The sequence below is a fragment of the Streptomyces sp. NPDC101152 genome, assembly GCF_044768275.1.
GTDB lineage: Bacteria > Actinomycetota > Actinomycetes > Streptomycetales > Streptomycetaceae > Streptomyces.
Genome location: NZ_JBIWPO010000018.1, coordinates 1 through 21,838, shown reverse-complemented (window position 1 = coordinate 21,838; position 21,838 = coordinate 1). Strand labels below are relative to the sequence as shown.

General features: G+C 70.1%; 25 protein-coding genes and 1 tRNA gene. 8 read left to right on the top strand and 18 right to left on the bottom strand.

Annotation, left to right across the window (positions count from 1 at the left end):
* Nucleotides 1-61: 61 nt before the first annotated feature.
* On the top strand, nt 62-736 hold the full coding sequence (locus ACIRVK_RS23335; protein ID WP_058924095.1) for a Crp/Fnr family transcriptional regulator: 675 nt from the start codon (nt 62-64) through the stop codon (nt 734-736).
* Nucleotides 737-771: 35 nt separating this feature from the next.
* Entirely contained in the window at nt 772-1,590 is an 819-nt protein-coding gene (locus ACIRVK_RS23330; protein ID WP_404249982.1) for a nucleotidyltransferase domain-containing protein, read from the top strand.
* Nucleotides 1,591-1,603: 13 nt separating this feature from the next.
* Here the strand turns inward: ACIRVK_RS23330 and ACIRVK_RS23325 are convergent, their stop codons facing one another.
* The 4 genes from ACIRVK_RS23325 to ACIRVK_RS23310 form a co-directional block, all read right to left on the bottom strand.
* On the bottom strand, nt 1,604-2,449 hold the full coding sequence (locus ACIRVK_RS23325) for an MBL fold metallo-hydrolase (protein WP_404249980.1): 846 nt from the start codon (nt 2,447-2,449) through the stop codon (nt 1,604-1,606).
* 2 nt (nt 2,450-2,451) lie between these two features.
* Nucleotides 2,452-3,339 carry an NUDIX hydrolase gene (locus ACIRVK_RS23320; RefSeq protein WP_404249978.1) on the bottom strand — a complete coding sequence of 296 codons (888 nt, stop codon included), beginning with the start codon at nt 3,337-3,339 and terminating at the stop codon, nt 2,452-2,454.
* A 73-nt stretch (nt 3,340-3,412) separates the two neighbouring features.
* Nucleotides 3,413-3,877 (bottom strand): RidA family protein, encoded by a 465-nt coding sequence (locus ACIRVK_RS23315; RefSeq protein ID WP_404249976.1) that lies wholly within the window; start codon nt 3,875-3,877, stop codon nt 3,413-3,415.
* Nucleotides 3,877-4,035 carry a DUF4177 domain-containing protein gene (locus ACIRVK_RS23310; protein WP_003967454.1) on the bottom strand — a complete coding sequence of 53 codons (159 nt, stop codon included), beginning with the start codon at nt 4,033-4,035 and terminating at the stop codon, nt 3,877-3,879. The genes ACIRVK_RS23315 and ACIRVK_RS23310 overlap by 1 nt, the downstream gene beginning before the upstream one ends.
* A gap of 95 nt (nt 4,036-4,130) precedes the next feature.
* Here ACIRVK_RS23310 and ACIRVK_RS23305 point away from each other — a divergent pair, with 95 nt between their 5' ends.
* The gene (locus tag ACIRVK_RS23305; protein WP_404249974.1) at nt 4,131-5,108 is read left to right on the top strand and encodes an ArsA family ATPase; all 978 of its coding nucleotides are present in this window, start codon (nt 4,131-4,133) and stop codon (nt 5,106-5,108) included.
* A 52-nt stretch (nt 5,109-5,160) separates the two neighbouring features.
* A complete protein-coding gene (locus ACIRVK_RS23300) occupies nt 5,161-6,552 on the top strand; it encodes an ArsA family ATPase (protein ID WP_404249972.1) in 1,392 nt (463 codons plus the stop codon).
* A gap of 14 nt (nt 6,553-6,566) precedes the next feature.
* Here ACIRVK_RS23300 and wblA read toward each other — a convergent pair whose 3' ends face one another.
* On the bottom strand, nt 6,567-6,905 hold the full coding sequence (wblA, locus tag ACIRVK_RS23295; protein WP_058924101.1) for a transcriptional regulator WblA: 339 nt from the start codon (nt 6,903-6,905) through the stop codon (nt 6,567-6,569).
* A gap of 408 nt (nt 6,906-7,313) precedes the next feature.
* On the opposite strand from wblA, the gene ACIRVK_RS23290 reads away from it, so the two are divergent.
* Complete coding sequence (locus ACIRVK_RS23290; RefSeq protein WP_404249970.1) at nt 7,314-9,602, top strand: transglycosylase domain-containing protein; 2,289 nt, start codon at nt 7,314-7,316, stop codon at nt 9,600-9,602.
* Nucleotides 9,603-9,734: 132 nt separating this feature from the next.
* On the opposite strand, the gene ACIRVK_RS23285 is transcribed toward ACIRVK_RS23290, so the two are convergent.
* Entirely contained in the window at nt 9,735-10,199 is a 465-nt protein-coding gene (locus tag ACIRVK_RS23285) for a GatB/YqeY domain-containing protein (RefSeq protein ID WP_404249968.1), read from the bottom strand.
* A gap of 120 nt (nt 10,200-10,319) precedes the next feature.
* Between ACIRVK_RS23285 and ACIRVK_RS23280 the strand changes: the two genes are divergently transcribed.
* The 3 genes from ACIRVK_RS23280 (at nt 10,320) to ACIRVK_RS23270 (ending at nt 12,219) form a co-directional block, all read left to right on the top strand.
* A complete protein-coding gene (locus ACIRVK_RS23280) occupies nt 10,320-11,264 on the top strand; it encodes a metallophosphoesterase (protein WP_404249966.1) in 945 nt (314 codons plus the stop codon).
* Nucleotides 11,265-11,318: 54 nt separating this feature from the next.
* Complete coding sequence (locus tag ACIRVK_RS23275; RefSeq protein ID WP_404249964.1) at nt 11,319-12,089, top strand: Pr6Pr family membrane protein; 771 nt, start codon at nt 11,319-11,321, stop codon at nt 12,087-12,089.
* Nucleotides 12,090-12,145: 56 nt separating this feature from the next.
* A tRNA-Pro gene (locus tag ACIRVK_RS23270) sits at nt 12,146-12,219 on the top strand.
* Between the two features lie 83 nt (nt 12,220-12,302).
* Here the strand turns inward: ACIRVK_RS23270 and xerC are convergent.
* The 12 genes from xerC to ACIRVK_RS23210 form a co-directional block, all read right to left on the bottom strand.
* Nucleotides 12,303-13,508 carry a tyrosine recombinase XerC gene (gene xerC, locus ACIRVK_RS23265; protein ID WP_404249962.1) on the bottom strand — a complete coding sequence of 402 codons (1,206 nt, stop codon included), beginning with the start codon at nt 13,506-13,508 and terminating at the stop codon, nt 12,303-12,305.
* Between the two features lie 73 nt (nt 13,509-13,581).
* On the bottom strand, nt 13,582-13,791 hold the full coding sequence (locus ACIRVK_RS23260; protein ID WP_108906899.1) for a helix-turn-helix domain-containing protein: 210 nt from the start codon (nt 13,789-13,791) through the stop codon (nt 13,582-13,584).
* Between the two features lie 205 nt (nt 13,792-13,996).
* On the bottom strand, nt 13,997-15,166 hold the full coding sequence (locus ACIRVK_RS23255) for a DUF3631 domain-containing protein (RefSeq protein ID WP_404249960.1): 1,170 nt from the start codon (nt 15,164-15,166) through the stop codon (nt 13,997-13,999).
* A complete protein-coding gene (locus tag ACIRVK_RS23250) occupies nt 15,163-16,086 on the bottom strand; it encodes a bifunctional DNA primase/polymerase (RefSeq protein ID WP_404249958.1) in 924 nt (307 codons plus the stop codon). The genes ACIRVK_RS23255 and ACIRVK_RS23250 overlap by 4 nt, the downstream gene beginning before the upstream one ends.
* 87 nt (nt 16,087-16,173) lie before the next feature.
* Nucleotides 16,174-16,662 (bottom strand): single-stranded DNA-binding protein, encoded by a 489-nt coding sequence (locus ACIRVK_RS23245; protein ID WP_404249956.1) that lies wholly within the window; start codon nt 16,660-16,662, stop codon nt 16,174-16,176.
* Between the two features lie 5 nt (nt 16,663-16,667).
* The gene (locus ACIRVK_RS23240; protein ID WP_404249954.1) at nt 16,668-17,000 is read right to left on the bottom strand and encodes a hypothetical protein; all 333 of its coding nucleotides are present in this window, start codon (nt 16,998-17,000) and stop codon (nt 16,668-16,670) included.
* A complete protein-coding gene (locus ACIRVK_RS23235; RefSeq protein ID WP_404249952.1) occupies nt 16,997-17,602 on the bottom strand; it encodes a hypothetical protein in 606 nt (201 codons plus the stop codon). The genes ACIRVK_RS23240 and ACIRVK_RS23235 overlap by 4 nt, the downstream gene beginning before the upstream one ends.
* An 11-nt stretch (nt 17,603-17,613) precedes the next feature.
* Complete coding sequence (locus ACIRVK_RS23230; RefSeq protein WP_386416167.1) at nt 17,614-17,802, bottom strand: hypothetical protein; 189 nt, start codon at nt 17,800-17,802, stop codon at nt 17,614-17,616.
* Nucleotides 17,803-17,836: 34 nt separating this feature from the next.
* Nucleotides 17,837-18,088: a hypothetical protein gene (locus tag ACIRVK_RS23225; protein ID WP_404249950.1), complete on the bottom strand. Its 252-nt coding sequence runs from the start codon at nt 18,086-18,088 to the stop codon at nt 17,837-17,839.
* A gap of 141 nt (nt 18,089-18,229) precedes the next feature.
* A complete protein-coding gene (locus ACIRVK_RS23220; protein ID WP_404249948.1) occupies nt 18,230-20,482 on the bottom strand; it encodes a cell division protein FtsK in 2,253 nt (750 codons plus the stop codon).
* An 83-nt stretch (nt 20,483-20,565) separates the two neighbouring features.
* Nucleotides 20,566-21,387 carry a phosphoadenosine phosphosulfate reductase gene (locus tag ACIRVK_RS23215; RefSeq protein ID WP_404249946.1) on the bottom strand — a complete coding sequence of 274 codons (822 nt, stop codon included), beginning with the start codon at nt 21,385-21,387 and terminating at the stop codon, nt 20,566-20,568.
* Nucleotides 21,384-21,740: a hypothetical protein gene (locus ACIRVK_RS23210; protein ID WP_404249944.1), complete on the bottom strand. Its 357-nt coding sequence runs from the start codon at nt 21,738-21,740 to the stop codon at nt 21,384-21,386. The genes ACIRVK_RS23215 and ACIRVK_RS23210 overlap by 4 nt, the downstream gene beginning before the upstream one ends.
* Nucleotides 21,741-21,838 lie beyond the last annotated feature (98 nt).

Genomic DNA, 21,838 nt, shown 5'->3' with positions numbered 1-21,838 from the left:
ACGGTCCCCTGGTACCAAGGGGGAGCAAGATCCCCTGAGCAGGTCGACAAGGAGAGTACTCGTGGACGACGTTCTGCGGCGGAACCCGCTCTTCGCGGCGCTCGACGACGAGCAGGCCGCGGAGCTTCGCGCCTCCATGAGTGAGGTGACCCTCGCACGCGGTGACTCGCTCTTCCACGAGGGCGACCCCGGCGACCGGCTGTACGTCGTCACCGAGGGCAAGGTCAAACTGCACCGCACCTCCCCTGACGGCCGCGAGAACATGCTCGCCGTCGTCGGACCCGGCGAGCTGATCGGCGAACTCTCGCTGTTCGACCCGGGCCCGCGCACCGCCACGGCCACCGCGCTGACCGAGGTCAAGCTGCTCGGCCTCGGCCATGGCGACCTGCAGCCCTGGCTGAACGTACGGCCCGAGGTGGCCGGCGCCCTGCTGCGCGCCGTCGCCCGGCGCCTGCGCAAGACCAACGACCAGATGTCCGACCTGGTCTTCTCGGACGTCCCCGGCCGTGTGGCGCGCGCCCTGCTGGACCTCTCGCGCCGCTTCGGCGTGCAGTCCGAGGAGGGCATCCACGTCGTCCACGACCTCACGCAGGAGGAGCTGGCGCAGCTGGTCGGCGCCTCCCGCGAGACGGTCAACAAGGCGCTGGCGGACTTCGCCCAGCGCGGCTGGCTGCGCCTGGAGGCGCGTGCGGTGATCCTCCTGGACGTCGAACGGCTCGCCAAGCGGTCCCGCTGACGTCGTTGCGGGAGCCCGGCTGCTGTAGTTGAGCCATGTCCGAGAACGTGCTCCCCAAAGGCCTCGACCCGCAGGGCTACATCGAGCGCGAGGGCTCCCTCGCGCGCGTGCCGCACGTCTTCCGCCCCGTCGTCGCCGCGGCCCGTGACCGGCTGCTGGTCGCCTTCGGGGCCCGGCTGCACAGCGCGTACCTCTACGGGTCGATTCCGCGCGGCACCGCGCGCGTGGGGCGCAGTGACCTGGACCTGCTGGTCGCGTTGCAGGAGGAGCCGACCGACCGGGACCGCGGTGCCGTACGGGCCCTCAGTGAGGCGCTCGACGAGGAGTTCCCGCAGATCGACGGGGTCGGTGCGCTGTTGTACGGGCGGGCACGGCTGCTGAGCGCTGCCGAGACGTACGACCTCGGATGGTTCGTCGCCTGTCTGTGCACTCCGCTGCTCGGCGAGGACCTCGCCGAGTACCTGCCGCGCTACCGGCCCGACTCGCTGCTCGCCCGCGAGACCAACGGCGACCTCGCCGAGCTGCTGCTCCGTTGGCGCCGGCGGATCTCCGAGGCCGATGACAGCGAGGCCGCCAGGCAGCCGCTCGTGCGGTTCATGTCACGGCATCTGGTGCGCACGGGGTTCACCCTCGTCATGCCCCGCTGGAACGGCTGGACCAGCGATCTGACGGAGATGGCGGAGGCGTTCGCCGCGTACTACCCGCAGCGGGCCGACCAGATGCGCGCGGCGGCCCTCCTCGGCCACGAGCCGAACGGGGACCCGGCCGTGCTGCGGTCGTACGTCGACGACCTCGGGCCGTGGCTCGCCGAGGAGTACGCGCGCGTGCACGGCGTGAAGGCTCCCCGGCCGTAGGTCAGTCAAAGCCTCAGAACCCCTGTGCCTGGATCAGACCGTGCTCCTCCAGGTAGTCCAGCTGCGCCCGGACCGACAGTTCCGCCGCCGGCCACAGGGAGCGGTCCACGTCCGCGTAGACGTGGGCGACGACCTGGGACGGGGTGCGGTAGCCGTCCTCCACGGCGGTCTCGACCTGGGCGAGCCGGTGGGCGCGGTGGGCGAGGTAGAACTCGACCGCGCCCTGGGCGTCCTCCAGGACGGGACCGTGCCCGGGCAGGACGGTGTGGACGCCGTCGTCGACCGTCAGTGACCGCAGCCGGCGCAGCGAGTCCAGGTAGTCGCCCAGGCGGCCGTCGGGATGCGCCACGACCGTCGTGCCGCGCCCCAGGACGGTGTCGCCGGTCAGGACCGCCTGATCGGCCGGCAGATGGAAGCACAGGGAGTCCGAGGTGTGCCCGGGGGTCGGGACGACCCTCAGCTCCAGGCCGCCGACGGTGACCACGTCCCCGGCGCCCAGTCCCTCGTCGCCGAGCCTTAGCGCGGGATCCAGGGCCCGTACGTTCGTGCCGGTCAGCTCGGCGAAGCGGGCGGCGCCCTCCGCGTGGTCGGGGTGGCCGTGGGTCAGCAGCGAGAGCGCGACGCGCTTGCCGGCCTTCTCTGCCGTGTCCACGACGGCGCGCAGATGGGCCTCGTCGAGCGGACCGGGGTCGACGACCACCGCGAGCCGGGAGTCCGGCTCCGCGAGGATCCAGGTGTTCGTGCCGTCCAGGGTCATCGCCGAGGCGTTGGGCGCCAGGACGTTGACGGCCCGCGGGGTGGCGGGGCCGGAGAGGACCCCGCCGCGGGGCTGGCCGGGGAGGACTGTCGCGTCGGTCATGCTCAGGCTCCACCGGTCGGGAGGTCGGTCGGAAGGTGGGTGGGGATGTGCTTGGTGAACTCGTCGTGTCCCGGCCAGGACAGCACGATCTCGCCGTCCGCGAGCCGGGCCCGCGCGAGGACGGGCGTCAGGTCACGGTCGGGCGCCGCGGCGAGCGCGTCGGCGACCGCTGCGTACGGGAGCAGCTGGCGCAGGGTCGCGATGGTGGGCGGCATCATCAGCAGCTCACCCTTGTCGTAGCCGCCGGCGGCCTCGCCGGGCCGGATCCACACCGTGCGGTCGGCCTCCGTGGAGGCGTTGCGGGTGCGCTGGCCGTCCGGGAGGGCGGCGACGAAGAACCAGGTGTCGTAGCGGCGGTTCTCGAACTCGGGGGTGATCCAGCGGGTCCAGGCGCCCAGCAGGTCCGAGCGCAGGACGAGACCGCGGCGGTCCAGGAACTCGGCGAAGGAGAAGTCGCGGGCCACCAGCGCCGCCCGGTCCGCCTCCCAGTCCTCGCCCGTGGTGTCGCCGACGACCGAGTCGGCTGCGGGCCCGGCGAGCAGGACGCCCGCCTCCTCGTAGGTCTCCCGTACGGCCGCGCAGACGATGGCCTGGGCGGCCGCCTCGTCGACGCCGAGACGTTTCGCCCACCACGCGCGCGTGGGGCCCGCCCAGCGGATCTGGCGTTCGTCGTCACGGGGGTCGACGCCACCGCCCGGATACGCGTACGCGCCTCCGGCGAAGGCCATGGAGGCGCGTCTGCGCAGCATGTGGACGGCGGGGCCGTCGGCGGTGTCCTTCAGGAGCATGACCGTGGCCGCGCGCTTGGGGACGACCGGAGTGAGGGTGCCCTCGGCGAGCGCACGGATGCGCTCCGGCCAGTCCTGCGGAAACCACTGCCCATTCGCCATGGGCGGAGGCTATCCCGTGGTGCTCGAATGTTCGAGAGGTCCCCGAGGTCAGCGCCTCCTACGGGCCGGCTCGCTACGGGACCAGCTCGACCTGGATCTCGACCTCGACCGGCGCGTCCAGCGGCAGCACCGCCACGCCCACCGCGCTGCGCGCGTGCACGCCCTTGTCGCCGAGGACCTCGCCGAGTAGTTCGCTCGCGCCGTTGACCACGCCGGGCTGGCCGGTGAAGTCCGCCGCCGAGGCGACGAAGCCCACGACCTTCACCACGCGCGCGATGCGGTCCAGGTCGCCGGTGACGGACTTGACGGCGGCAAGCGCGTTCAGCGCGCAGACACGGGCCAGGTCCTTGGCCTCCTCGGCGGTGACCTCCGCGCCGACCTTCCCGGTGACGGGCAGCTTGCCCTCCACCATCGGCAGCTGGCCGGACGTGTGGACGTACGTGCCCGACTGGACGGCCGGCTGGTACGCGGCCAGCGGCGGGACGACCTCCGGCAGGGTCAGGCCCAGTTCCGCGAGCCTCGCCTCGACGGCGCCCATCACGCCTTCTCCCGCTTCAGGTAGGCCACCAGCTGCTCGGGGTTGTTCGGCCCGGGAACGACCTGGACGAGCTCCCAGCCGTCCTCGCCCCAGGTGTCCAGAATCTGCTTCGTGGCGTGGACGAGCAGCGGCACAGTTGCGTATTCCCACTTGGTCATGCGGCCGACTTTAGCCGCTGGTCGCCCGCCGTCCGCCCTCGAGTTGTCCACAGGCTGTGGCGTGGTTGGCGCACGGACTGGTTAGGCTCGAAGACGTGAGCAGGCTCCAGGTCGTCAGCGGCAAGGGCGGGACCGGAAAGACCACGGTCGCCGCCGCCCTCGCGCTGGCCCTCGCCACCGAGGGGAAGCGGACGCTTCTCGTCGAGGTCGAGGGCCGCCAGGGCATCGCGCAGCTCTTCGAGACCGAAGCGCTGCCCTACGAGGAGCGGAAGATCGCCGTCGCTCCAGGGGGCGGGGAGGTGTACGCCCTCGCCATCGATCCCGAACTGGCCCTTCTGGACTACCTCCAGATGTTCTACAAGCTCGGGAGTGCCGGAAGAGCGCTGAAGAAGCTCGGCGCCATCGACTTCGCCACCACCATCGCGCCCGGCCTCAGGGACGTCCTGCTGACCGGCAAGGCGTGCGAGGCGGTGCGGCGCAAGGAGAAGAGCGGCCGCTTCGCCTACGACTACGTCGTCATGGACGCGCCGCCCACCGGCCGCATCACCCGCTTTCTGAACGTCAACGACGAGGTGGCGGGGCTGGCGAAGATCGGCCCCATACACAATCAGGCGCAGGCCGTGATGCGGGTGCTGAAGTCGCCGGAGACGGCCGTGCACCTGGTGACGCTGCTGGAGGAGATGCCCGTCCAGGAGACCGCGGACGGGATCGCCGAACTGCGCGCGGCGAACCTGCCGGTGGGCCGGATCATCGTCAACATGGTGCGCCCCGAGGTGTTGGACGGGGGGGACCTGGAACTCGTCCGCGGTGTGCCGCGTTCCGCCGTCGCGAAGGCTCTGTCGGCGGCGGGCCTCGGCGGCGCGCGGCGCGGCGGGAACGCCGAGAAGCTGGTCGACCCGCTGCTCGGGCAGGCCGAGGAGTACGCCGAGCGCTACGCACTGGAGCACGAGCAGCGTTCGGTCCTGGGCGAACTGGACCTGCCGCTGCATGAACTGCCCCTGCTCGCCGAGGGCATGGACCTGGCCGGGCTGTACGAGCTCGCCAGGGAGCTGCGGAAGCAGGGCCTGTCATGAGCCGGAGCACGAGTCGGAGCACGAGTCGCGAGCATCGGAAGCAGGGGATGTCATGAGTCCGGACCCGGCAAGCGACCAGGAGAGCGTCCGCCAGCACCGTCTCACCCCCGCGCGCGTGCTCGACATCGACCCGCTGCTCGACGACCCGGCGACGCGGATCGTGGTGTGCTGCGGTTCGGGCGGGGTCGGCAAGACCACGACCGCGGCGGCGCTCGGCCTCAGGGCCGCCGAGCGTGGGCGCAAGGTGGTCGTGCTGACCATCGACCCGGCGCGCCGACTCGCCCAGTCCATGGGTATCGACTCGCTCGACAACACGCCACGCCGCGTGAAGGGCTCCGAGGGCGACGGCGAACTGCACGCGATGATGCTCGACATGAAGCGCACCTTCGACGAGATCGTGGAGGCGCACGCGGATCAAGAGCGGGCGGCCGCGATCCTGTCGAACCCCTTCTACCAGTCGCTGTCCGCGGGCTTCGCCGGCACGCAGGAGTACATGGCGATGGAGAAGCTGGGCCAGTTGCGGGCCCGGGACGAGTGGGACCTCATCGTCGTCGACACCCCGCCCTCCCGTTCGGCACTGGACTTCCTGGACGCGCCGAAGCGGCTCGGCTCGTTCCTGGACGGCCGGCTGATCCGGCTGCTGACCGCACCGGCGAAGCTCGGCGGGCGCGCGGGGATGAAGTTCCTGAACGTCGGTATGTCGATGATGACCGGCACCTTGGGCAAGCTGCTGGGCGGTCAGCTGCTCAAGGACGTCCAGACGTTCGTGGCCGCGATGGACACGACCTTCGGCGGGTTCCGCACGCGCGCGGACGCCACGTACAAGCTGCTGCAGGCGCCGGGGACGGCGTTCCTGGTGGTGGCGGCCCCGGAGCGGGACGCGCTGCGCGAGGCCGCGTACTTCGTGGAGCGGCTGGCGGCCGAGGAGATGCCGCTGGCCGGACTGGTGCTCAACCGGGTCCACGGCAGCGGCGCCGACCGGCTGTCGGCCGAGCGGGCGCTCGCCGCCGCGGAAAATCTTGTGGAGTCCCGCATTGTCGATCAGGACGGTGGGAAAGCTGGACTTCGTAACTCTCCCGACCCGTACGGCAGTTCAGAATCTCCCGCATCCGAGCCCGCCGCGTCCGAGGCGTCCCGGCCGGCCGAGCCTCCCGCGTCCAGGACCAACTCCCCCGGTCCGGATCAGGAGGACGAGGGCGCCGAGGGCACCCAGGGCAGTGTCGAGCGGCTCACCGCAGGCCTGTTGAGGCTGCACGCCGAGCGCATGCGGCTGCTCGCCCGCGAGCAGCGCACGCGTGACCGCTTCACGGCGCGCCACCCGGAGGTGGCGGTGGCCGAAGTGGCCGCACTGCCCGGCGATGTGCACGACCTCGCGGGCCTCAGGGACATCGGTGACCGGCTCGCGGCCAACCGGCCGGAGCTGCCCGAGGCGGCCGCGGACTGAGCCGAGGGGTCCCCTCAGCTGACCGCGGCGTAGTTCTCGTACACCTCGTCGTCGTCGAGCGGCAGGATACCCACCCCGCGCTCGTACTCCACCCGTGCCGTCTCGAGCAGCCGGCGCCAGGAGGTCACGGTGGGCCGCCGGCGCAGCAGTGCGCGGCGCTCACGCTCCGTCATGCCTCCCCACACGCCGAACTCGACGCGGTTGTCCAGCGCGTCGGCCAGGCATTCGGTGCGTACCGGGCATCCGGTGCACACCGCCTTGGCCCTGTTCTGCGCTGCTCCCTGAACGAACAGTTCATCCGGATCGGTAGTGCGGCAGGCGGCCTGCGCACTCCAGTCGGTTACCCAGCCCATACCGGCGCCGTCCTCTCCCGAATCGAGGCTCCCCCACGGCGGCAGCGGCATATTCACCGCTGCCAGTTGAGGACGTTACGGAAGGTGGGCACAGCGCAACACCCCCTTCGGGCCCAATCTTGAATGGCCCGAACGGACTATGGGTAAGCGGCAGATCACCCGGGGGAGTGAGCTGGTGACATACGTGACTTTCCCGGCAAACCGGGACGGTTCCATGGAGTCACAACGGACACCGCCCGACACACAAGGCGGATTCGGACACGCCCCCACCAAAAAAGTCGGGGAACTTCCGGAACGATTCGGGGTCGCCGGACGTATTGATACGTGGCCCTACTGCTGTGACAGTTGAGAGCAGCTTAGGCCAAGGCATATACGCGTGTCCGGCGATTGAGAACGTAGGCTGCCCTCATGCCAAAGAAGCGCTCGGGCGGTGGCCTGTCCCCAACGCAGCAGGCCGCCAAGTTCCTCGGTGTCAGTGTGCTCGCGGGAGCGGTCCTGGCCGGCATCGCGCTGCCCGCCGTCGGCGCGCTGGGTCTGGCCGCCAAGGGGTCGGTGCAGAGCTTCGACGAGCTCCCGGCCAACCTGAAGACGCCCCCGCTCAGCCAGCGCACCACCATCCTCGACGCCGACGGCGGCCAGATCGCCACGGTGTACTCGCGCGACCGCACGGTGGTCCCCCTCAAGGACATCTCGCCGTACATGCAGAAGGCGATCGTCGCGATCGAGGACTCGCGCTTCTACCAGCACGGCGCGATCGACCTGAAGGGCGTCCTGCGTGCCGTCAACAAGAACGCGCAGAGCGGCGGGGTTGCCCAGGGCGCCTCGACGCTCACCCAGCAGCTCGTGAAGAACGTCGCCATCGAGGAGGCCGGTGACGACCCGACGAAGGTCGCGCAGGCCACCCAGCAGACCCTCGGCCGCAAGATCAAGGAGCTGAAGTACGCGATCCAGCTCGAGGAGCAGCTCGGCAAGAAGAAGATCCTCGAGAACTACCTGAACATCACGTTCTTCGGCGAGCAGGCCTACGGCGTCGAGGCCGCCTCCCAGCGCTACTTCTCCAAGCACGCCAAGGACCTCAGCCTGCAGCAGGCGGCGCTGCTCGCCGGCATCGTCCAGTCGCCGAGCCGGTACGACCCGGTCAACGACTCCACGGAGGCCACCAAACGCCGTAACGTCGTGCTGCAGCGCATGGCCGACATGGGGGACATCTCGCAGGCGGAGGCCACGAAGGCCGGGCGGACCCCGCTGGGTCTGAACCCCAGCAAGCCGAAGAACGGCTGCATCACCGCCGTCAAGGGCGCCGGCTTCTTCTGCGACTACGTGCGCCAGGTGTTCCTGACCGACCCGATCTTCGGCAAGACCCAGGAGGCCCGGGCGAAGGTCTGGAACCAGGGCGGTCTGACGATCCGGACCACGCTGGACCCGCAGTCCCAGGAATCCGTCCAGGACTCCATCAAGAAGCACGTCTACAAGAGCGACGAGGTCGCCACCGCCGCCACCATCGTGGAGCCCGGCACCGGCAAGATCCTGGCGATGGGCCAGTCGCGGCCGTACGGCATCAACACCAAGGACCACGAGACCTCGATCAACCTGTCGGTCAACAAGTCCATGGGCGGCGGCGCGGGCTACCAGCCTGGTTCGACGTTCAAGCCGATCGTGGCCGCGGCCGCCATCGAGGGCGGCACGCCGGCGACGCAGACGTACTCCTCGCCGTACGAGATGGACTACCCGGCTCCGGTCTCCGCCTGTGACGGCAGGACCTGGGACGAGAAGGGCGTCCACCTCACCAACGAGAACCCGGACGAACACGGTCCGTACTCGATGAAGGAAGCGACCGCCAAGTCGGTCAACACCTACTACGTGCAGCTGATCAGCGACATCGGCATCTGCCCGGTGACGACGATGGCGCAGAAGATGGGCGTCGAGCGGGCTGACGGCAAGAAGATCCAGCAGGCGCCGTCCATCGCGCTCGGCACGCAGGAGATGTCGCCGCTGACGATGGCGAACGCGTACGCGACCTTCGCGGCGCGCGGCATGTACTGCACGCCCGTCGCCATCGAGTCCATCACGCAGACCGTGGGCAGCCAGAAGAAGTCGCTCGAGGTGCCCAAGTCGACCTGCTCGCGCGCGATGTCGGAGAAGACGGCCGACACCGTGACCACGCTGCTGAAGGGCGTGGTCGAGGACGGCACCGGCAAGGCGGCGGGCCTCGACAGCCGCCCGAGCGCCGGCAAGACCGGTACCACGGACAACCGCTACGCGGCCTGGTTCGTCGGGTTCACGCCGAACATGGCGGGCGCGGTCTGGGTCGGCGACCCGGCCCACGAGCGCCAGATGAAGAACATCAGCATCGGCGGCGTCTGGAACGACAAGGTCTACGGCGGCCAGGTCCCCGGACCGATCTGGCGCGACATGATGGACAACGCGCTGAACGGCAAGCCGGTGGAGGAGTTCCACCTCGTCGACATCCCCGACCCCAACAAGGGCAACGACAACGGCAATGGCAAGGGGAACGGCAAGGGGAACAACGGTCCCGGCAACAACACCGGCGGCCTCATCGGCGGCCTGACCACCGGCGGCAACGGCACGGGCGGCGGCAACGGCGGCACCACCTTCCCGTCGCCGACGTTCTCCTTCCCGAGCAACCTCTTCCAGGGCCAGACCAACGGCAACGCGAACGGCGGCCGACGCGGCTGACGCCGTGACCGAGTCACCGAGTCACCGAGTCACCGAGTCACCGAGGAGAAACACCGACGGCCCCTGACCGTCGTCACCGGACTGCTCCGGTGACGACGGTCAGGGGCCGTTCTCGTCCTGTCCCGTTGCCGCTCAGCCGGCGAGCAGCTTCTTCACCACACCGGCGACCCGGCCGCCCTCCGCCAGGCCCGCGACCTTCGGGTTGACGATCTTCATCACGGCGCCCATGGCCCGCGGCCCCTCGGCGCCGGCCGCCTTCGCCTCCTCGACGGCCTGGGCGACGATGCTGTTCAGCTCCTCGTCGCTGAGCTGCTTGGGCAGGTACACGGCGAGCACCTCGCCCTCCGCCTTCTCCCGCTCCGCGGACTCGGCGCGACCACCCTGGGCGAAGGCCTCGGCCGCCTCGCGGCGCTTCTTCGCCTCACGGCTGATCACCTTCTGCACCTCGTCGTCGGAGAGCTCGCGCTTCTCCTTGCCCGCGACCTCCTCCTTGGTGATCGCGGCGAGCGTCAGCCGGAGCGTCGAGGAGCGGAGCTCGTCATGCCCCTTGATCGCGGCCGTGAGGTCTTCCTGCAGCTTCGACTTGAGCCTGTTCATGCCTCTGATTGTCGCAGGTGCGCCGGACCCGACGCCCGCTCATTTAACGGCTGGTGAGGATCCGACGGCCTCCGGACACCGTGGCCCGCCCCGACCTGCCGGGTCTGACACGATGGAGGTATGCGCGCTCGATACGGAGTACCTCTGGGGATCGCGGCGGCCGGCGCCGCCGGTGTGGTGTACGCGGCGGGTTTCGAGACCCGTTCCTTCCGGCTGCGACGGGTGACCGTCCCCGTCCTCCCCTCCGGCATGCGTCCCCTGCGCGTCCTGCAGGTGTCCGACATCCACATGGTCTCCGGCCAGCGCAAGAAGCAGCGCTGGCTGCGCTCCCTCGCGGGCCTGCGCCCCGACTTCGTGATCAACACGGGCGACAACCTGTCCGACCCGGAGGGCGTGCCCGAGGTCCTGGACGCGCTCGGCCCGCTGATGGAGTTCCCCGGCGCCTACGTCTTCGGCTCCAACGACTACTACGGCCCGCGCCCCCGCAACCCCGCCCGCTACCTGCTGGAGAAGGTCCAGGGCCGGCACGGCCTGAACGGCAACCCGCCGGTGACCGGCGCGATCCACAACCCGTGGGAGGACCTGCGGGACGGGTTCGACGCGGCGGGCTGGCAGAACCTCACCAACACCCGCGGGCAGCTGAAGCTCGAGGGCGTCACCGTCGAGCTGACGGGCCTGGACGACCCGCACATCAAGCGCGACCGCTACGCCCAGGTGGCCGGCGGCCCCTCCGCCTCGGCGGACTTCTCGGTGGGCGTCGTCCACGCGCCGTACCTGCGTGTCCTCGACTCCTTCACGGCGGACTCGTACCCCCTGATCCTGGCCGGCCACACCCATGGCGGCCAGCTGTGCATCCCGTTCTACGGCGCCCTGGTCACCAACTGCGACCTGGACACCGACCGGGTCAAGGGCCTGTCCACCCACCGCGCCGAGGGCCGTACCTCCTACCTGCACGTCTCGGCGGGCTGCGGCACGAACCGCTACACGCCGGTACGGTTCGCCTGCCCGCCGGAGGCGACACTGCTGACGCTGGTGGGACGGGACCAGACGGCCTGGGGCCGGTAGCCCGTACGGCCCGCCCGAATCGCCCCCTTTGTGCACACTCCTTACCTTGGGGGCATGACCGCCCCCATACCCAGGGACCTCCCGGACCTCCCCGCGATCCCGGGCGTACCCGCGCCGCTGACCTCCTCCGTGCCGGCCACCGCGGTGGTCACCCCGGTCCGCCGACCGCTCGCGGCCGTGTACCGCCTGCTGGTGGCCCTGACCGCGGCTACGGCCGTCACCGTCGACCTGCTGCTCGGCAGCCCCATCCGGGTGCTGAGCCACTTCGCGGTCCAGAGCAACCTGTTCCTGGCCGCCGTCCTCGCCCTCTCGGCCCGCCGCGCCTGGACGGCCCGCCGCCCGCTCCCGTCCGCCGTCACGGGCGCGGCACTGCTCTACGTCGTGATCACGGCCCTGGTGTACCACCTGCTCCTGGCCCACGCCTCACCCCCGTTCACGATCACGGGCGGTACGACGGCGCCGACCGGCCGGCTGTGGCTGACCGGCCAGCTCCTGCACACGGCGATCCCGGCAGCCGCCGTCCTGGACTGGCTGCTCCTCACTCCCCCGGCCCGCCTGCACCTGCGCCAGGCGGCGTCATGGCTCCTGTACCCCCTGGCCTACCTGGCCTTCTCCTTCGTCCGCGGCGAGCTGATCCTGCCCGGAACGCGGGGCCGGTACCTCTACCCCGTCCTGGACGTCGACCTGCACGGCTACAAGAGCGTCCTCGGCAACGCCTTTCTCCTCGGCCTCGCCTTCTACGCCCTCGCCGCCCTCCTCGTCGCCCTCGACCACGCCCGCCCGAACCCCGTCCGCCACCGCACGAAAACCGGATTTCGTCTCTAGCCACCGGTGGGCTAAAGTAAACGACGTCGCCGCGATGAGCAGGACTGCAGCGACACCGGGGTGTAGCGCAGCTTGGCAGCGCGCTTCGTTCGGGACGAAGAGGTCGTGGGTTCAAATCCCGCCACCCCGACGCTGGTCAGAGGGCCAATCGCATGATCGCGATTGGCCCTCTGTCATGCTCGGGGGGCCAAACAGGGGGCCAAACGAATTCGATCAAGCCACCGCGTCGCCCTCTTCCTGGCCCTCCGTTTCCTCCCCTTCCTGATCTTCAGCGAAGATGTCATCCATCGCTTCGGCACCCTGTGTGATCACGGGCCGGAGCTGCTTGCGGTAGACCGCCTCCGTGGTCGCCTGACTGCTGTGACCGACCAAGAGCGCGATCCGCTCCAAGGGGATGCCGTGGTCAGAGAGCAGGGACACGAAGCTGTGCCGGAGCTCCCGCGGCGTCCACTCAGGCTTCAGTCCGGCCTTCTTCACGATGGCCTTGAAGTCTCGCCGGACGTTGGCCGCGTCAAGCGGCTCGCCGCTCCGGGTGGTGAAGACGCGGCCGGTGGGGCTCCACTCCTTCCCTCTCGATGCTCGCTCCTGCTTCTGCCATCGCATGTGCTCTTCGAGGACTTCGACCACTTGCTTCGGCAGAGCGATGGTCCGGCGGCTCTTCCTGGTCTTCGTCTCGCCGTGCTTTCGCACCGAGCGCCACACGGCGACGTGCGGCGGAATGCCGTCCGTCGTCTCCAGGAAGACGTGATCCCAGGTGAGGGGTCGTGCCTCTTCGGTGCGGACGCCGCTCAGGAGCGAGAGCACGAGGTAGGCGTACAGGCGTGACGGGCGCGCGGCGGTGAGCACGGCCTTTGCCTGCTCAAGGTTGAGTGCCTTGCTCGGACGGCCGGGACGCCCTTCCGGTGCGGTGACGAGTAGGGCGACGTTCCGCGCGGCCTTGTCCCTGCGCTGAGCGTGCGCGATGGAGCGGCGCAGGATGGCGAGCAGGTCACGCAGGCTTCGCGTCGCGAGGAACTCGGCCCTGTCGTCCAACCAGTCGTCGACGTCGTCCGCGCTGAGTTCCTTCAGCTTGGCCTTGCCAATGAACGGGATCAGGTGTTTGTTCGCCATCGAGCGGTTCTTGCCGATGGTGCCCTTCTCGTCGCGTCCCTTCAGGCCGCGCTCCAACCAGTCGTTCACCGCATCGGCCACGGTGTAGTTGGCCGGCGCTTTGACGCCGGTCTGCATCTCCTTCTTCAAGTCCCGGATCTTGTTACGAACTTCGGTCTTCGTCTTCCCGTACACCTTCGGCCGACGGCGCTTGCCGTTCGGGGCGTACCCGAGGGAGACGGCTCCGACGTAACTCTTCTTGACGGGGTCCCAATAGATGGTGTCCGCACCGTGGCCAGCCCTTTGGGTGCGCTTCGGGGTCTCGCTCATCTTCTGTTGTGCCTCCATAGGACAGGGCCGCGCCTGAAGGGCGCGGCCCTGTGGAAGTGGGGTGATGGGGAGTTCAGGCGGTGGCCTCTGCCTCGCGCTTGAGGAGTTCGACGTACTGCGCGATGTACTCCGGCGGCACGAGTCGGCGACGGCCGATGCGGACGGTCTGAAGGCGTCCGAGGCGTATCTCCTCGTAGACCATTGAGCGTCCGATCCTGAGAGCCTTGGCCGCCTCTTCGGGGCGGTAGAGGAGCTGTTCGGCGGGTTCAGCAACCGTGGTCATGCGGCGGTGCCTCCTCGGAGGGCATCTCGGGGTGCTCTCTGAAGTCCGCTACATCCGCTTCAGCGCTACAGCGCAGGTCAGCGGTGGCTTTCGTGTAGCGGAGGAATGCGATGTAGCGGCTACGGCACGCTTCCGGGCCTACCGACGCAGGGTCGGTCGCGCCCGGAAGGTATGGCTCCGTAGCCGCTACATCGCGTGAGGTGCGCTACGCGGCCGTGCCCTCTGAGCTGGGCTGTAGCGGCAGAAGCGGCTGTAGCGCATTCTCAGGAGGGGGCGGGCAGTAGCGCTGCCAGGCGTCCGCCAGATCCTCGCTGTGGTAGCCCTTGAGGACTCCCCCGGCGGTGCGGATATTGCGCGAGGCAATGGGCTCGCCGTCGGCAGTGACGTACTCGCTGAGCATCCGCGACAGCCGACGGGAGTCGAGCGGCCTGCCGTTCAGGTCAGCCCATGGGGCGTCGTCGAGGGCATTGAGCCGGTCCAGGATGGCTACGGTGGGCAGTCGGTCTACGCCGATCAGCACGTGGTCGCGCAGATCGGTCAGCAGCCGGATACCCAGACTGGCCTTGTCATTGACCTGGGAAGCCTTGACCAGGGTCAGGCAAGCTTCGCGGGCCCGCCGGGGCCAGTCTCCGCCGACCGCGTCCGCGACGGCGAGCAGGGGTTCCCACACGTCGCCGGGGCGGTCGGTCACACCCTCCGGCAGCTCCGGCCACGCCTCGATGACCCGTTCCCGGACCTGTTCGGCCCAGTCGGCGAGCCGGTCGCGCAGCACGTTGCCCTCATGCTCATGGAGGCGAGCACGGAAGGGTTCGACCTTCTCGTTCCTGGCCCTGCGGCGCATGCGGATGATGACCGAGCGCGTCAGGATCGTGTCGGGCAGCGAGCCGAGTCCGGCGACCGCCACTGCGGTGTAGGACGGGAACGGCGTCACGGTCTGGCTGTCGCCGACGCACCGGTAGGTGACGCCCTTGCGGCGGTGTCCGGCGTTGAGGAACCCGCGCAGTTCCTCGTTCTCACCTGCCTTGGGGCCGAAGACGGTATCGATCTCGTCGAACAGGATCGTGGGCCGTCCGTCCGGGCTGGACACCGACCGGAACAAAGCTGCTGCGGAAGCGTTCACGGCAACCATGGGGCGCGGCACCAGAGTTTCGATCACTTCCAGCGCTCGGGACTTGCCCGATCCCGGCTCCGGGGACAGGAACGCAATCCGGGGTGTGGAGTCGAAGCAGTCGATGAGGTGGGCGTGCGCGTCCCACAGCGCGACAGCGACATAGGCGGCTTCGGTGGGGAAGATGTTGAAGCGGCGGTGGAAGGCTTCCACCTCGTTCAGCAGTGCGGCGCCGTCGATGGCGGGTGCCGGCGGATTGGTGCTCATGCTGCTTGCTCCTTGCCGGTGCTGAGACCGTTGGCGACCGCGCGTTGCGCGTACGGCTCGGGGACGCCGACGGCGACGGCCGCAGCGACGATCTGTTCTCCGATGGCGTCCAAGCCGCACGGTCCGGGACAGTGCGCGTGCTGGGCTGCCAGGAAGCGGGCCACCCCGAACGCCTGTGATCCGGCACCGGATTCGGTCCGGGCGCCCACCATGGCCAGGCCGCGTTCCAGGCCGGTACGGATGTAGCGCTCGGTGTGGCGGCATCCCGTGGCCACGGCCCGTTCCCACGTGGCGCGCATCGGAAGGGAAGAGGCCACCCCCGCGCGCGGGCGGGTGGCCTCTTCCTTCACCACCAGGGCGCGGACGGCGGACGGCAGGGCCGTCATGGTGCCGGTGCCGCAGCCAAGCCACCGGGCGTAGACCATGCGCGATTTGATGTCCACGCCGGGCCGCACACCGTTGGCAGACTGCATGATCCCGAGGTAGATCCAGTGCTCACCTCGGGTAGTGGGCACGGTCCGAGTGGTCGGCAGGGTCTCGCGCGCCCAGGCCACGGCTCGCGCGTTGTCCAGGTCAACGACGGTGAGCCCGCATCCCCCCGGGTGGTAGCCGACGGCCCCGGCCGCACGCCAGGCCGCAGCCCACGCGGGCGAAGTGATCACGCGGGGGTCGGTGGTCGCGGCAGCCCAGGCATGGCACGGGGCGGGGCATTGGCAAGCGCCCGCCCTCTTCATGTGGGGACGGCCGCCGCACGCACCGCGGGCGCACGCGTGGCAGTTCCCGAACGGCACCTTGCCTTCTCGCAGGGGCAACACCGGCACGCCGGATGCGGCCAGCGCCAGGGCGGTGCGCAGGTAGTCGCGGCTCGTTTGGGTGGGAGGGGCCGGTTGGCCCTCGCCGAATGCCGCGTGTTGGGTCATGCTGAAGGTCTCCTTGTTCTGTTGGAGGGACAGGAGAACCGGGGCGGGCGCAGGCTTGTGGTGAGACGGCGCCCGCCTCGGGCGTATCTAGAATGGCGGCTCGTCACTGGCCGGAGCAGGCGAGCCCCATCCGCCGGAGGCCGGAGCCGTTCCGGCCGGGGCGGCGGTGTTCCACGCGTCGTTGGCCGGGCCGGAGGCAGCGCCGTTGCGCTGGACACGTTCGACCTTGGCCGTGGCGAACTGAAGCGAGGGGCCGATGTCGTCGACTTCCAGGCCGAGCATCGAGCGGTTTTCACCCTGGTCGTTCTGCCAGTTGTGCTGACGCAGACGACCGGTGACGACCACGCGCATGCCCTTGGTCAGGCTCTCGGCGATGTGCTGGGCGAGGTCGCGCCATGCGCTGCAGCGCAGGAACATCGCGGTGCCGTCCTGCCACTGGCCGGAGGTCTTGTCGTAGCGGCGCGGAGTGGACGCTATGGAGAACTTGACCAGTGCGGCGCCGCTCGGGGTGAACCGCAACTCGGGGTCTGCGGCGAGGTTGCCGACGATGGTGATGGGAGTCTCTCCCACGGACATGTGGATCACTCGCTTTCGGTGTTGGTGTGGGCGTTGAGCCGCCGGGCGGCGGCATGCAGCTTGGCGTCCAGGACGGCGGGCGGGACGGTGGTGAAGGCGTGCAGGGCGACGGCAGCGGCGATGATGACGTCACACAGTTCGTCAGCCACGTCCGCTGGAGTGTGGGTGATGCCCTTACGGGGGTTCTGGCCGGTCACGCCGATGTACGCGGCGGCGGCTTCGCCCGCTTCCTCGGTCATCTTCATCAGCCGCATCGCCCTCTCGTGCTCGCCGGTGCCGTTCGCGGCGTTCAGGGCGTCGGCGATGCTGGCCGTGACGGGCCACAGGACCGCGCTCATGCGGACTTCCTCTCGGCGGTGGGGAGTTCGGGCAGGCCCGCGCGTTCCAGGGCGGCGGGGTCGAAGCCGGGCAGCGCGGCGCGGGTGACGAGTGCCTGCGCGAGCTGTTCGGCGTAGGCGGCGCCGGTACGGGCCACCTCGATCTGTGTCGTGCCGCGGATGGTCTCGACACGCTCGATGTGGGCGCGTTCCTCGCGCCGGTTGCTCACGTGCCGCTCGTAGGCGACGCGCTCGCGCCGGTCGGTGCGCCAGTAGCGCGCGGCGAGCCCGTAGGCGACGGCGGTTGCCAGCGCCCACAGCAGCAGCGGCAGGGACCATCCGTCGGCGTATCCGGCGACCCCGGCGAGGGCGAGCCCGCCGGAGGCGGCGAACGCGGTCCCGGCGAGCACGGGGTCTCCGGCACGGCCGATGCTCGCGCACGCGCCGGCCGCCGCGGCGGCCAGAGACAGGGCGGTCATGAGGACGGCGTTGCCGACGGAGTGTTCGGCGCCGTTGGCGTTCCAGATCCGGGCCAGCGCGAGCACGGTCGTGGTGGCGAGGGCGGGCGCGGCCTTGGGCGCGGTGATGGCGAGCCAGTGCCGGGCAACGATGGGGTCATTCACGGCCGTACTCCTCACAGGTTCGGGAGCGCGTTGACGACGGCGGTCATGAGCTGGTTGACGGTGTCGGCGGCTCCGGTGGAGGCGAGGTAGAAGCCGAACATCACGGCCACGAACGCGCTGCCGGGTCCGAGGGTCTTGGAGCGCAGCAGCATGAAGAGCACGAACCCGAAGAGCAGGGCGAGGGAGATGGTCACGGCCATGCCGCAACCTCCTTTCCGTGGGGTGGGGTTGGGGTCAGCGGGTGCCCGCGCGGTAGGTGCGGGTGGCACGGTTGTAGAGCCAGCGGCCGACGCGTATCCGCTTGCCGTGGCCCTTGCAGCGGCGGCAGTTCTTGCCGCGCTTGGGTCGTCCCTTGCGGTCGGTCTTCATCTGGAAGCCGAAGCCGCGGCACTTGCGGCAGTTGCCGAACGGGCTCGCCGCACACACCGAGGCGTAACCGAACGTGACGGACAGCAGGAGTGCGATAGCGAGCAGGATCGGGGTCACAACAGCCCTCCCGGGGCGGTTTTCAGGGGTTTCCGCAGGTGGGGCCCTATCGGCTAGCGCGCTGATCAGGGCACACATGGGGCGCTAGCGGGACCTCTAGCGCTAGAGGGTTGAACCCCTAGCGCTAGAGGCCCCTCGGCGTCAGCCCGCATCCCGGTTTCGGTCACGCTCCGCAATCGCCGTGACGATGTGGGCGCGCTCGAACCCGGTCCGGTTGACGGTCTTGCCGTTGATCCGCCGGGCCACCTGGCCCGTGCTCACGCCGTACGGCTTGAGCACGGTGGTGAGCTGGCGCGCCTTGTCCGCCGGGGCCATCTCGCCCCACGGCCCGTACTTCTCCGGCCGCAGCTCGGCGAGCCGGTCGACGGTGACGTCATTCCACGGCTTGGCCTCATCCGCCGGGACGACGGCGAGGATGTCCTCAAGCAGGGGATCGACCGCCTCGCGCCGCTCGGGGGTCTGGCCTGCGGCGATGCCGCGCAGCGTGCCCGCGTCGATGCGCGCCTTGCGGGCCCGCTCGCAGATGGCGTCCGCGGCCGGGTTGTCGAGGTAGTAGCCGCGCACGATCTGCGGGTCGTCGGCGGCGCCGACCAGGTAGCCGATGCCCTTGTCGGACTTGGTGAACGACGTGGCCCGGATGCCGTTGCGGTACATCGACGTGCCCAGGATCATGTCGTTCTCAATCTGGCCCATGACCCGCAGGCAGAACCGCGTGCCCACGTTCGCGCTGATCGCGGGCGGGAGCGAGTCCTTGTCCGGGCGCTGCGTGGCCAGCAGCAGGATCACCCCGAGCGCCCGGCCGCGCTTGATGATGGCCGTGCACAGCGCCCCGGCTTCCTTGCCGTACTTGTCATGGCTGAACAGCTCCTGGCACTCGTCAATCGCGAGAATGAGCGGGTGCAGGCCCAGGGAGCGGTTCGCGGCCAGGGACGGGATGACCTTGTTCTCCGGGCACTTGTCCTTGGGCAGGGAGCTGATGACCTTGGCCCGGCGCTCCAAGTCCTTGTAGACGTAGCGGATCGAATCCAGCGTGGCCGCGCACGTCTCATCGTCCGGGCCGGAGCCGTAGTCGGCCGCCACCTTCTTCAGCGGGTCCAGGTCACCGGTGCCCTTCAGCTCCCAGATCAGCAGCTCAGCCGTCACATCCAGCGCCGCGGCGAGCAGCGGCGTGCGCAGGCTGAACGTCTTGCCCATGCCGGGCATGGCGCCGATCAGGACGTTGTCGTACATCAGCGTCAGGTCGACGTTCCGGCCGCGCTGGTCGGTGCCGAACGGCAGCGGCTTGAACAGCGACGCCGCACCCGACTTGGCCAGCGGCCACGGCGGGGCGGGCACCTTGTTCAGCGCCCGGTCGCCGACCCACAGCATCATGCGGCCGGCGTGTTCGTCGGCGACCGGCTCCGGCCACACGCAGCCCAGCGGGCGGCGCAGGCCGGAGGCCAGCTTTTCGCGCCGGTCGAGGATGTCCGGCACGGTCACGCCATAGGGCAGGTCGACATCCGCGCGCCAGCCGGGACCGTCGCGAGTGATCGGGGCGGGGAACTTGATGCCCTCCCCGCCCTTGGCGAGCGCCTTGTTGATCTCGGCAATGCCGAGCGCTCCCAGGGCCCGTTCGACGATGCCGGAGGTGAGCCGCTCGACTTCGGTCGTGACGACCGCGCGGGAGATGACGGGCTTGTCGGACGGCGCCCCGAGGAAGCCGAACCCGGCCGTCAGCAGCGCCAGCGTCAGCACTTCCAGCCAGGTGGGGGCGAGCACGAACAGCACCAGGGCGAGCGGTAGGCCGACGACCAGGGCGAGCAGCATGAGGATGCTGCGCAGCTTGACGCGGTTGTCGCGCTGCCGGGACAGCTTCAGGTACTCGTCGACGTTCTCGCGCCGCGCGGCGACCTGCCGCAGCGGCTCGCCCTCGGTGTCGGCGACCCAGCGCATCGCGCCGCCGATGAACTTCGCGGCCCCGGCCGGGGCCTGGAAGGCGAGCCGCAGCGAGTACCAGGGCAGGCGCACCGCGTGGAAGGCGGTGGTGTGCCAGGCGTAGCCCCCGAGCCAGCCCAGCGCGGTGACGAACTCCGGCTTGGACTTCGCCCACGCCGGGATCACCTCCCGCCGCTGACCCGACCGGAGTCGGTCCATCAGTCCCGGACCGGCCGGGGCCGGTCCGTCGACCATCACGGTCGACCGGTCGTCGGGGTCGTCGATCGAGTCGGGCGACCGGTCGGCGTTCGGGTCGGCCGACTCGGTCGGCCGGGAGTCGGCCGCCGGGTCGGGGGCGGAGTCGGCCGATTCGCTGCGCGCCGATCGGGCCCTGTTGAGGTCGACTACTTCGGCGCCGGAGTCGGCGGCTATCTCGGCTTCGAGTCGGTTGAAGAGTTCGTTGTCGTCGGGGTGGTTCACTGAGGGTTCCTTCTCTCTGGGAGGGATGCCGGGCCCGGCCGCGTGCTGTGGAAGGTGGGCGGCCGGGCTCGTGCGGGGTGTGCTCAGGTCATGCACCAGCCGGAGTCACAGCCGGTGTCGGTGTCGTCGAACGGCAGCGTGTCGACCCCGTCCGGGATCGCGTCGGCCAGCGGCCGGAGCAGGCGGGTGAGGTACACGTGGTCCTTGCCGAGCGCGTCCCGGCGCCGGTTGAGCAGCGCTTCGAGGTCGCACGCCTTGGTGAACAGCTCCGGCTCATCCCGGCGCATGTCGTGCCAGTTCTCCGGCCGGTGGAACGGGCAGAACCAGCACGCCGACTTCGGCGGCACCGGAAGCCCTACGCTGCGGATGATGCGCGGGCAGTCCGCCCGCCGAAGACCCAAATCGAGCAGCGGGTATTCGATCCGCTCGTGCGGCTCGCAGCGCCGGGTGTTGGCCCGGCCGATCTCGTCCAGGCTGATGCCGATGCCGACCGTGGCCGGGTTGTCCCGGGACGCGCCGCGCCTCTTCAGCTCCTTGCCGATCACCTTGATTTTGAAGTCACCGGTGCAGGCGCGGGTGCCCGGCGCCCCGGACGGCGAGAGCCGCACGGGGATGGGCAGGGAGCGCGAGCCCTCCCGGGTGATCCGCCCGTAGAGGGTCTCGGAGGTGCCGTCGCGGCGCACTCGGCCGACGGTGACCAGCTCCAGGCCGTGGGCTTCGGCGAAGGGGCGCGCGTACTGCTCGACGTAGCGCAGGGTGGCGGGTTTCTCGGAGTCGTCACCGACGTTGGCGAAGATGAACGTGCGGTAGTCCAGCTCCCCGCGCGCGGCCAGCGCCAGGGCGGTTGTCGACTGCACCCCACCGCCGAAGCTGAACGCCTTCACCGGCTCGGTTGTGGTCGTCATGCGTGGTCCTCTCCGGCGCTCAGGTCGAACAGTGCGCACTGATCCGCAGGGGCCGCGGGGAGTTGCTTCCTGGCCTGGCGTGCGGCGGCTTCGTGGCAGTCGGGGCACCATGCGCGCAGCGCGCTCGCCGGGAGGCGAGCGGCCGTCACGTTGCTGGCGAGCGGGTCGCCGGGGGCGGCCATCAGCCGCACCCGGCGCCCGTGCTTGCTGGTGTACTGGTCGTGCTCGTGCGGGCACCGGCCCTCGCCCTTGGCGTGCGGGTTGCCGCACTCGCCCTCGCACTGGCAGCGGTAACCGGCCGACCCCATGACCGCGGTGAACACGGCAGCGCCGACAAGGGGTTGTGACTTCATGCCGCCCTACCTTCTTGAGTGCGTCCCGTGAGTTCGCGACTCTGGGACTGCGCGGGTGGGGCAGGGATGGTTTTCATGCTGGCTGCCCTCCATGGCTT